The organism is Roseateles sp. (genome assembly GCF_049240545.1).
Lineage (GTDB): Bacteria > Pseudomonadota > Gammaproteobacteria > Burkholderiales > Burkholderiaceae_C > Paucibacter_A.
In genome coordinates this window covers 40,783-51,014 of the sequence record NZ_JBMLSK010000008.1, presented here as the reverse complement: position 1 = coordinate 51,014, position 10,232 = coordinate 40,783, and the positions used below count along the sequence as shown (strand labels likewise).

Below are 10,232 nucleotides of genomic sequence, written 5' to 3'. Positions count from 1 at the left end.
GCGCATCTCAGCCTCTCCGGGCTGTGGACTTACACCACGCGCCGGGACATCACCTTTCAGCATGATGTTTGAATGAGAAAAGAGTGACGGACCCAGCTCGGGCCCAGGCATGCGGAGAACTGCTCAGGGCAAGGCACCCGAACCGGTATCAACGCAAAGAAAAGACGGATGAAGTGATCGCGGGCAGCGCTGGAACAAGGAGATGCCAGCTGAGGCAGCCGATATTGCGATCGATCAGGCGTACTCGCCTGCGGGCATCAACACATTCGTGAGACGGCCGAAATGAGTCGCGAAGACTGGGTGGAGGAAGAAACAGAGTTCAAAAGAAACTCAGAGCGCGACGGGGCGGCGGTGGCCCGGGTCGGCGAGAAAGCAGGGTTCATTGCGAAAGGTGTTTTCAACTGCACGCTCTTGTTGGCGCCTTCGCAATGTAAGTGTTAACCCTATATTTTCTAAACAATGCTTTCTTGTTTGCTTATGCGCTTTTCAACAGTTGCGCTTCAAAAACGCTCAGGCTGCTGGGCCGATGCTTGCAGGGCCGCGTCTTTTTCAGCTGAAGCAATCAAGGCCAGCAAGACCGCCGTGCCCACCGGCACCAAGATGACCACAAAAGGCAACCACAAGAGCAAAGGCCGGCCGGTGCGCTTGACCACGATGCCCATAAAAGCCCAGTGAGCTGCCAAGCAGCCCGCCAAGCCGAAGGACAAGAGCACGATCAGCGGCACCTGCGGCTCCGGCTCTTGAGCCGCTGAGATCAAAAACCAGATGCAGCAGGCAGCGGCCAACAAGGCAACCAGGCCCGATTCAATGGTCGACTTCAGACTTGCGTTCATGGTCGGTGTTCCAAAAATGTGACGCGGCTCAAGCCTGAATCATCTTTTTCAAGGGCGCCGGCAAGGCATAGTCCGCGAGGCGTTCGCGGGCGACCCATTGTCCATGGAACTGAGCGTCAGCAGGCCGGCGCTGCAATTCGGCCCGCTGGGTATGCAAAGTCCAGTCGAAATGGGTCAAGGCATGCTGGATGCGCGGCATGGTTTCCAGACCCTGTCCCGGACCTTGGCCGAGATCCAAGCCTTGGGCTGCAGCCTGCAGCGCCGCTTCGTCATCAAACAAGGGCAAGCTCCACAGCCCGGCCCAGACGCCCTTGGCCGGACGCTGCTGCAGCAAGACCTGACCCTCATGTTCCAGCCAGAGCCACCAGTTCTCGCGCTGGCTGCGCTTGAGCTTCTTGGTCTTGACCGGGAACTTGGTCGGCTCGCCCTGCTCACGCCCCCGGCACAACTCGCTCACCGGGCACAACAAGCATTGCGGCGCACGCGGCGTGCACACACCCGACCCCAGGTCCATCACGCCCTGGGTGTAAGCCACCATATCTTGAGACTGCGGCAGCAATTCGGTGGCCAGGCCCCAGAGTTTTTTCTCCTGGGCACTGCTGGCCATATCGCCGTCAAAAGCCAGCAAGCGTGTCAGCACGCGCTTGACGTTGCCGTCCAGAATCGCCACCCGCTCGGCAAAACAAAAAGCCGCAATCGCCGCCGCGGTCGATCGCCCAATGCCGGGCAACTCCTGCAGCGCAGCGGCCGTGCGAGGGAACGCGCCGCCATGCTGCTCGCGCACGGCCTGAGCGCAGGCATGCAGATTGCGCGCCCGGCTGTAGTAGCCCAGGCCCGCCCACATGGCGAGCACTTCGTCTAGCGTGGCCGCCCCCAAACCACTGACGGTTGGGAAGCGCTGCAGAAAGCGCTGGTAATAGCCCAAGACTGTCGTGACCTGGGTCTGCTGCAGCATGATTTCCGACAGCCAGACCCGATACGGGTCGCGGGTGTTCTGCCAGGGCAAGCTGTGCCGACCATGGCGGCGCTGCCAGGCCACCAAGGTAGGCGCAAATTGCAAAGGAAGCTCTATCTCTTTTGACATTGGGGGCAGAAAAAGGTGGACCGCTGGCCCTGAACAATGCGCCGAATCGGGCTGCCGCAAGTCAAGCAAGGCTGGCCTTCGCGACCATAAACACGTGCCTGCATCTGAAAGCTACCGGCCACGCCATGGGCATCTTTGAAGTCGCGCAGCGTGCTGCCGCCAGCGTCCAGCGCTTGCGCCAAGACGCCACGCACCGCCCGGGCCAAGCGCTCGGCACGTGGCCGACTGAGCTTGCCGGCCGGCAGGCGCGGGTCAATGCCGGCCAGAAACAAGGCTTCACAAGCGTAGATATTGCCGGCACCCACCACGATGTCGCCGGCCAGCAAAGCCTGCTTGATCGCCACTTTGCGTCCGCTCAGGCCCGCATGCAGATGCGCGCCATCAAAGCGCGCATCAAAAGGCTCCAGTCCTAAGCCCGCCAGGAGTTTGGCCGCGGCCGGCGCCTCCAAAGCCTCGGACCACACGACCGCGCCAAAACGGCGCGGGTCGGTCAGACGCAGCAAGCCGCGGTCAGTCAATAAATCAAAGTGGTCATGCGGCCCGGCTTCGCCCGCCACGCCGGGCGGAGTGAAGGCCAGCGAGCCCGACATGCCCAGATGCACAAGCAAACCACCGCCGCTCACGGGGCGGGACAAAGGCAACCACAGATACTTTCCGCGCCGAATCACCGCGCCAACTCGCCCGCCCATCAGCCGCTCGGCTTGCACACCCAAAGGCCAGCGCAAGGGCTTGCCCAGGCATGCCTGCAACACCGTGGCGCCCTCAATGGCATCGGCAAACGAGAGACGGGTGACTTCAACTTCGGGCAGCTCGGGCATGGCCGGATGATATCGGGGCAGAATGCTCCCTCGCCCCGCCAACGAGATGCGCAGGCAAGAAGTATTGATGCAGGAGCTTTCATGCCCGATTTTTTCCGCCGCAGCCCGCCCCTGGCGATTGCCACGCTGGCTGCAGCCTTGTTCAGCCCAATAGCGCCAGCCAACCCCGCGCCCAAGGTAGAAACAGCAGCCGGTGCCGCCGGCGCAGCAAGCGCGAGCCCGGCACCGGTGCGCAATTCCGCGATGGATGCGCCGCTGTTTTATCAGTTGCTGATCGGCGAATTGGAGCTGCGCAGCGGGCAGCCCGGTGTGGCGTTTCAAGTCTTGCTAGACGCGGCGCGCCGCACCGGGGATGAAGAACTGTTTCAACGCGTGATCAGTATTGCACTGCAAGCGCGCGCCGGCGACCAAGCCCTGATCGCGGCCAAAGCCTGGCGGGACACCAGCCCCAAGTCGCAAACAGCCCATCAAACGGTGATTCAACTGCTGGCTCTGCTGAACCGACCGAGTGAGGTCAGCGACGTGCTGCGCGCCCTGCTGGACATCACGCCGGTCGAGCAGCGTGCCGGCGTACTGGCCTCCCTGCCGCGCCTGTTCCAACGTGCAGCCGAACCTCGACAGGTCCTCCGCGCTTTGGAGCCGGTACTGCGCGCCAGCGCCAAACGTGTCGAAACGCGCGAGATCGCTCAGGTGGTGCTGGCAAGGTTCTATCTCGCTGCAGGTGATAACCGGCGCGCCTTGGACGCTGCGCGAGACATCGTCAAACTGTCCCCCGAATCGGAAGACGCGATGCAACTGGCGCTCGACCTGATGCCGAGTGAGCCCGACGCGGAACTGCTGGTTCAAGAACGCCTGAGCACTTCACCCGACAACCATCTGCTGCGCCTCGCCTACGGCCGGGCGCTGGCGCGAACGCAGCGCCCGGCCGAGGCCGCACGAGAGTTTCGCGCCGTCACGCTGGGCTCACCGCAAACCGCCTCGGCTTGGTTCGCGCTGGGCACCCTTGAGTTGGACTTGAAGCATGCTGAAGCTGCAGAAAAAGCCTTGCGCGAGTACCTGCGGCTGCTGGAGACCAAGCCCGGCGACAATGCCACAGGCGAAGGCTCGATCAGCAATGAGGCGCATCAACAAGCATGGCTGATGCTGGCCCAAGCGGCTGAAATGCGTGGCGACCTGAAAGGAGCAGAGGCTTGGCTGATTAAGGTGGACGCGCCACAACGCCAGTTGGAAGTCGGCTACCGCCGTGCCTCCTTGATGGCCCGGCAAGGCAGGTTGGCCGAGGCGCGCAAGCTGCTACAAGCCTTGCCTGAAGCCAGCCCAGAAGAGCTCAGAGCCAAGCTGATGGCCGAATCTCAATTGCTGCGCGATATGCAGCAATGGAAGGCTGCACATGAAGTGCTGGCGAAGGCCAATGAGCGGATCCCCGAGGATCCGGACCTCATTTACGAACAGTCGATGATGGCGGAAAAGCTCGGGCGCTTGGACGAAATGGAAACCCTGCTCAAGCGCGTCATCGTCCTCAAACCTGATCACCACCACGCTTACAACGCGCTCGGCTACTCCTTGGCCGATCGAAATATTCGACTGTCTGAAGCAAGGGAATTGATAGCCAAAGCGCTCAGCTTCGTGCCAACCGAGCCATTCATCCTCGACAGCATGGGCTGGGTGGAGTACCGACTAGGCCAAATCCCGGAGGCCCTGCGCCTGCTGCGCCAAGCCTATGCCTCTCGGCCCGACGCAGAAATCGCCGCTCACCTCGGGGAAGTCCTGTGGGTCAGCGGCGAACGATCAGAGGCCCAGCGTATCTGGCAAGAAGGCCTCGCCCGCGACCCCAAGAATGAAGCCCTGCGCGAGACGCTGAAGCGTTTGAAAGCGGCCCCATGATCAGACTGCAAGCCCTGCGACTCACGCTGACTCGCCTGCTTTGCCTGCTCATGGCCATTAGCTTGGTCGCCTGCGCGAACTTGGCACCCAAGCCTGCCCCCGCGCTCAGCGAAGGTGATGTGCGCCTGAGTGGCCGCCTCAGTGTGCAAGTCGCTGGCAGCAGCGGCCGCGCCTCCGGCGGTAATGCCGGATTCGAACTGACTGGCAACCCTGCCGCCGGTCAACTCGAACTGAGTACGCCTCTCGGCAGTTTGATGGCTCGCGCCAGTTGGCGAGACGGCGATGTCCTGCTGCAAACCCCTGAAGGTGAGCGCAACTACGCCCATCTGGACGATTTGACCCGCGAGTTGCTGGGCGAATCGATCCCTGTCGCGGCCCTGTTCGACTGGCTGCGCGGTCGCCCCTGGCCCCAAGCTCCCAGTCATGACCTGAATTCAGGTCCCGGCTTTGAACAGCTGGGCTGGCGCATTGACCTGTCCAAGCAAAGCGAAGGGCTGATCCTCGCGCATCGCCCCAGCGAGCCCGCAGTGACGCTGCGCGCTCGCATCGAATCGTCCAACTGAAACTCTTTTCTGAACCAAAAAGCCGCAATGCTTGCGATCTACGATGTCCCGGCCCCGGCCAAGCTGAATTTGTTTTTGCACGTGGTAGGCAAGCGCCCGGATGGCTACCACCTCTTGCAATCGATCTTTGCCCTGATCGACTGGGCCGACACCTTGCACTTCGAGCGCCGCAGCGATGGCGCGCTGGCTCGCCATGACCAAGGCGACGCCCTGCCCCCCGATGATTTGTGCCTGCGCGCCGCCAAGCTCTTGCAAAGCGAAAGCGGCTGCAGCTTCGGCGCCGACATCCACATCGAGAAGCGCCTGCCTGCGGGCGCCGGCATGGGCGGCGGCTCATCGGACGCCGCGTCCACCTTGCTGGCCCTGAACCGTCTGTGGCAATTGAATTGGCCGCTTTCTCGACTCTTGCCGCTGGGCTTGAAGCTGGGCGCCGATGTGCCGTTTTTCTTGGGCGGCAGCCACGCCTTCGTCGAAGGCATCGGAGAAATCTTGCATCCGATCGAGCTGCCCGAGCTGCGCCTTGCGGTGCTCAAACCGAGCGAAAGCATTGCCACTCAGAAAATATTTTCGAGTCCCCTCTTGGCAAGATCAAATTCTGTGGCTATAGTAGCGGGCTTTCCTGCACACAAATCAATTCGCAGCAACGCTCACAAAAACGAGCAAGACAAAGCAGACAATGCTGAGTCAAACAAAGTTGAAGCAATTAGTTTGGATGCCGAAGGGATCGCAAGACTTGTTGAAAGCGATGAGGGAATTTGGGGTCGAAACGATCTTCAAAAACCTGCCGAAGCAAGCTGCCCTGAGGTACTGCAAGCACTGCAAATGTTAGAGAACACATTTGGCAACAGCCGAATGACAGGATCAGGCAGCGCGGTGTTTGCCCGAGTGAATACTCGGAATCGTGAAGGAAAAAATTTAGGTGGTTCGCACCAGTCAATAGTCGCACAAACGACCTTGCCCTTCGAAATTCCGACGGGGTGGACTGGTAGAATATGCCGCAGTTTGGACAGGCACCCGCTTCAGGGCTGGGCCACAAACTGAGTCAGAAATGACATGCAAGGAATAACGCGTCAGTCAATGACACGTGAAGTTATAGGGTGCTGCAGCTCTGCAGTGTCCTGTGTAGGGGAGTCGCCAAGTTGGTTAAGGCACTGGATTTTGATTCCAGCATGCGAAGGTTCGAATCCTTCTTCCCCTGCCAAAATTTCTCGAATGGTTTTTCGTCGTAAGACATCACCCGGACACGCTGGCTGGCCACGGGTCCTTCTCAGATAAAGGGATGGCCCGTGCTGCTCAATACCGTCCTGTTCACCGGCAACTCCAATCCGGTTCTTTCCCAAGAAATCGCTACGCACCTGGGTCTTGACCTGGGCAAGGCTGTGGTCGGTCGTTTTTCCGACGGTGAAGTCACCGTCGAGATTCAACAAAACGTCCGCGCTCGCGATGTCTTCGTGGTCCAGCCCACTTGCGCGCCGACCAACGAGAACCTGATGGAACTGTTGATCATGGTCGATGCCCTGAAGCGCGCCAGCGCTCGCCGCATCACCGCCGTGATCCCTTACTACGGTTACGCCCGTCAGGACCGCCGCCCCCGCTCGACCCGGGTGCCCATTTCGGCCAAGGTCGTTGCCGACCTGCTGGAAAAAGTCGGCGTCGAGCGCGTGCTGACCATGGACTTGCACGCCGACCAGATCCAAGGTTTCTTCAACATCCCGGTCGACAACATCTACGCCTCGCCGGTGCTGTTGTCGGACCTGAAGGCCCGCAACTATTCCAACCTGGTGGTGGTCAGCCCCGACGTCGGTGGCGTAGTGCGCGCACGCGCCCTGGCCAAGCAACTCGGTTGCGATCTGGCCATCATCGACAAGCGTCGCCCAGCCGCTAACGTCTCGGAAGTGATGCACGTCATCGGTGAAATCGATGGCCGCAACTGCGTCATCATGGACGACATGATCGACACCGCCGGCACGCTGGTGAAGGCCGCTGAAGTTCTGAAGGATCGTGGTGCCAAGAGCGTGTTCGCTTACTGCACCCACCCGATTCTGTCGGGCCCAGCGATTGAGCGTATTTCCAAGTCGCAGCTCGACGAAGTGGTGATCACCAACACCATTCCTTTGAGCGACGCCGCCAAGGCTTGCGGCAAGATCCGCCAGCTATCGGTGGCCTTCTTGTTCGCCGAGACGATCCGCCGCATTTCCGATGGTGAGTCGGTCACCTCGCTCTTCTCTGAGCAAAACAACAATTTTTAAAATTTGCGATCGCAAGATCGCAATTCACCGAGCAGCCTGGTCGCGGGCGCTCAAATCCATGAGCAGCCGCAAGGCTGTTCAGCCTTTTTGGAGTCACTATGAAATTCACAGCTTTTGACCGCAAGTTGCAGGGGACCGGAGCGAGCCGCCGCCTGCGCATTGCTGGCCGCGTTCCTGCCGTCGTGTTCGGCGCAGGCGAGCCCGCCAATATCGAACTGGACCACAACGCCCTGTTCTACGCGCTGAAGAAGGAAGCCTTCCACAGCACCATCCTCGAGATGGAACTGAACGGCGTGGTCTCGCAAGTTCTGTTGCGCGACTTCCAACTGCACCCCTACAAGCCGCAAGTTCTGCACGCTGACTTCCAACGCGTGGACGGCACCACCAAGATCACCAAGAAGGTGCCTTTGCACTTCAAGGGTGAAGAGACTTCGCCTGCCGTCAAGACCGACTCTTGCACGGTCAACCACGTCATCACCGAGCTGCTGATCACCTGCCTGGCCCAGCAACTGCCTGAGTTCATCGAAGTGGACCTGAGCGGCCTGACCAAGGGTCACTCGGTGCACGTGAACGACCTGAAGCTGCCTTCTGGCGTGAAGGTTGTGACTCACGGCAAGCCGAACCCCGTGGTTGCCACCCCGGTTGAGCCTGTCACTGAAGAAGTGATCGTGGCCGCTGCGGCTCCTGCTGACGACGGCAAGGGCAAGAAGAAGGGCAAGAAGTAAATCTTCCGCTCCTCCCTGATCGACGCGACGGCCTCGACTCAGAACAAAAAGGCCCTGCGATGCGGGGCCTTTTTTTATGCTTTGCCGCAAATGTGTGAAAGACGGCAAGCGGCACTTTGCGGAATTCAGTGTTCCTCTTGCCGAGGCCATCGGGGGCACGGTTCCGCTCATGCTCAGGCCAAAGGCCTGAGCCCTCGGCAGGCACGAACAGTCCTCAGGACTGTTCATGTCCGGCCTCAGTCCTCCGGCTCTGGCGGCGCCAGACCCTCCCCCTTTACTTCGCTTCACCGTACCCCCGACGCCCTCGGCGTTTGTTCTTACGCAAGGACCAATCCTGCGGGAGCAGGACGGCTGGGCGCTCTGAAACGCGAGGTAAAGGAGGAGACCCGGGCGCAAGCCCGGGGCGGGGGACAGGAGCGGGGCAGAGCGCCCAGTCGGCCTGCTCAACCACAGCCTTTGCTCTTTTGCTAAGGCCGGCAAGCAGTCGATCCAAGTCGGATGTCCGCAAAGTGCCGCCTCCAGCCCAGCAATACCTCAGCTGAGGTCCAAATTTTCAGCCTCAACGAATATGCCAAGCCCTTTTGCTCCACCTAAACTCTGCACATGATTCGACTTTTTGTTGGCCTGGGTAACCCAGGCCCTGAATATGAAGATACCCGGCATAACGCCGGCTTCTGGTGGATAGACACGCTGGCGCGCAAGCTCGGAGCGTCGCTGCAGGTGGAGCGCAACTACTACGGCCTGTGCGCACGCGTCAACAATGCGCCGGGCGCAGCAGGACCGATCTGGCTCTTGCAGCCGATGACCTTCATGAACCTGTCCGGCAAAGCCGTGGCACCGCTGGCGCGATTTTTCAAAATTGCGCCCGAGGAAATCCTCGCCGTTCACGACGAGCTCGACCTCTTGCCCGGCGAAATGAAGTTCAAACAAGGCGGCGGCAATGGCGGGCATAACGGCTTGAAGGACATGCAAGCCCAGCTGGGTTCGGCCAACTTCTGGCGCCTGCGCCTGGGCATTGGCCACCCGGGCATCAAGAGTGAAGTTGCCGGCTATGTGTTGCGCAAACCACCGCTGAAAGAGCGCCAGGATGTGGAAGACTGCATCGCCAAATCCATGGACGCGGTAGAGCTGATGCTTTCGGGTCAGATGGACAAGGCGCTCACCAAAATTCACGCCAAACCCCCGCGCCCCAAGCCGCCAAAGCCTGCGCCGCCGGCACCTAACATTTCTACACCCAACTCCCCCATCGAAGCGCCCAAGGTCAGCAGCACACCATGAAGTCCAGGCCGACACTGATGACACTGCTCACCCTGCTGATGATCTCAGCAGGGTGCAGTCATTCATGGGCCCAGACTCAAACACGCACCAGCACCCTCTACCGCTGCGGGCCAGACGGCCGCGACCTGCGCGACTCCCCCTGCCCGAGCAGTTTGCGCGCCAGCGAATCCACGGTTCAGTACGACCAGCCCAGTGCGGCCCAAACCCAAGCGGCGAAACAACAGGCGGCAGCCGAACTCAAGCGGGCGCTGGCCATGGAGAAAGCGCGGCTCAAGCAAGAAGCCGAGGCTCGCCGCCATCTCAGCAGCCCGACCGGCATCGACGGACTGAAGCCCATCCCTGCGGTCATCCCGGCCAGCGCGCCCAAGGCGACCAACTCAGCAAAGCCCCCCAAGCCTCCAAAAGCCCAACAGGTGCCCAAACCCAAGCCCCAGCCAGCACAACCGAAGGGCAGCGAATCAACAAATCCGGGCAAAACTCCCAAGTCGCCCGCAGCCGCCGGCTAGAATCGCGCCCTGTTGGTGCTCGTACAAGCATTCATGCTTGTGCAGTTAAACGGGAATCAGGACGGTGCGCTTCCACGAAGCAAACCCAACCTGAGCTGTCCCCGCAACGGTAAGTGGACGGATCGCCTCCAAGCGTTCCAAGACCTGTCATCGCTCCACTGGCGCTTTTCATGCGCTGGGAAGGACACAGGCCTCGCCTCCACCAGCCCGGATACCGGCCAACAACGTGGTGCGCCGCTCACTCCACAAGAGCTTGCGGCAATCCGTTCCACAGGAATTCAGCGGGTGAGCT

General features: G+C 60.8%; 10 protein-coding genes, 1 tRNA gene and 1 riboswitch. Of the genes, 8 read left to right on the top strand and 3 right to left on the bottom strand.

Going from position 1 to position 10,232, the window contains the following annotated elements:
- Positions 1–500 precede the first annotated feature (500 nt).
- The 3 genes from ACOVRJ_RS00460 to mutM are packed head-to-tail and all read right to left on the bottom strand — an operon-like array spanning position 501 to position 2,735.
- The gene (locus tag ACOVRJ_RS00460; RefSeq protein WP_422041941.1) at positions 501–833 is read right to left on the bottom strand and encodes a hypothetical protein; all 333 of its coding nucleotides are present in this window, start codon (positions 831–833) and stop codon (positions 501–503) included.
- Between the two features lie 28 nt (positions 834–861).
- Positions 862–1,917, bottom strand: a complete 1,056-nt coding sequence (gene mutY / locus ACOVRJ_RS00455) for an A/G-specific adenine glycosylase (RefSeq protein WP_422041940.1) — start codon at positions 1,915–1,917, stop codon at positions 862–864.
- Positions 1,902–2,735: a bifunctional DNA-formamidopyrimidine glycosylase/DNA-(apurinic or apyrimidinic site) lyase gene (gene mutM, locus ACOVRJ_RS00450; RefSeq protein ID WP_422041939.1), complete on the bottom strand. Its 834-nt coding sequence runs from the start codon at positions 2,733–2,735 to the stop codon at positions 1,902–1,904. Before mutM ends, mutY begins: the two co-directional genes overlap by 16 nt.
- An 81-nt stretch (positions 2,736–2,816) precedes the next feature.
- On the opposite strand from mutM, the gene ACOVRJ_RS00445 reads away from it, so the two are divergent.
- The 8 genes from ACOVRJ_RS00445 to ACOVRJ_RS00410 all read left to right on the top strand — a co-directional run bounded on the left by ACOVRJ_RS00445 (position 2,817) and on the right by ACOVRJ_RS00410 (position 9,940).
- Entirely contained in the window at positions 2,817–4,619 is a 1,803-nt protein-coding gene (locus ACOVRJ_RS00445; RefSeq protein ID WP_422041938.1) for a tetratricopeptide repeat protein, read from the top strand.
- Entirely contained in the window at positions 4,616–5,182 is a 567-nt protein-coding gene (locus ACOVRJ_RS00440; protein WP_422041937.1) for an outer membrane lipoprotein LolB, read from the top strand. The genes ACOVRJ_RS00445 and ACOVRJ_RS00440 overlap by 4 nt, the downstream gene beginning before the upstream one ends.
- Positions 5,183–5,209: 27 nt before the next feature.
- Positions 5,210–6,223, top strand: coding sequence for a 4-(cytidine 5'-diphospho)-2-C-methyl-D-erythritol kinase (gene ispE, locus ACOVRJ_RS00435; protein WP_422041936.1), 1,014 nt, complete (start codon positions 5,210–5,212; stop codon positions 6,221–6,223).
- Between the two features lie 83 nt (positions 6,224–6,306).
- A tRNA-Gln gene (locus tag ACOVRJ_RS00430) sits at positions 6,307–6,383 on the top strand.
- Positions 6,384–6,468: 85 nt separating this feature from the next.
- The gene (locus ACOVRJ_RS00425) at positions 6,469–7,431 is read left to right on the top strand and encodes a ribose-phosphate pyrophosphokinase (protein ID WP_318013463.1); all 963 of its coding nucleotides are present in this window, start codon (positions 6,469–6,471) and stop codon (positions 7,429–7,431) included.
- Positions 7,432–7,529: 98 nt separating this feature from the next.
- Complete coding sequence (locus tag ACOVRJ_RS00420; protein ID WP_422041935.1) at positions 7,530–8,156, top strand: 50S ribosomal protein L25/general stress protein Ctc; 627 nt, start codon at positions 7,530–7,532, stop codon at positions 8,154–8,156.
- Positions 8,157–8,759: 603 nt separating this feature from the next.
- On the top strand, positions 8,760–9,434 hold the full coding sequence (gene pth / locus ACOVRJ_RS00415; protein ID WP_422041934.1) for an aminoacyl-tRNA hydrolase: 675 nt from the start codon (positions 8,760–8,762) through the stop codon (positions 9,432–9,434).
- A gap of 17 nt (positions 9,435–9,451) precedes the next feature.
- The gene (locus ACOVRJ_RS00410) at positions 9,452–9,940 is read left to right on the top strand and encodes a hypothetical protein (RefSeq protein WP_422041933.1); all 489 of its coding nucleotides are present in this window, start codon (positions 9,452–9,454) and stop codon (positions 9,938–9,940) included.
- Positions 9,937–10,177: riboswitch (cobalamin riboswitch) on the top strand. (Overlaps the previous gene by 4 nt.)
- Positions 10,178–10,232 lie beyond the last annotated feature (55 nt).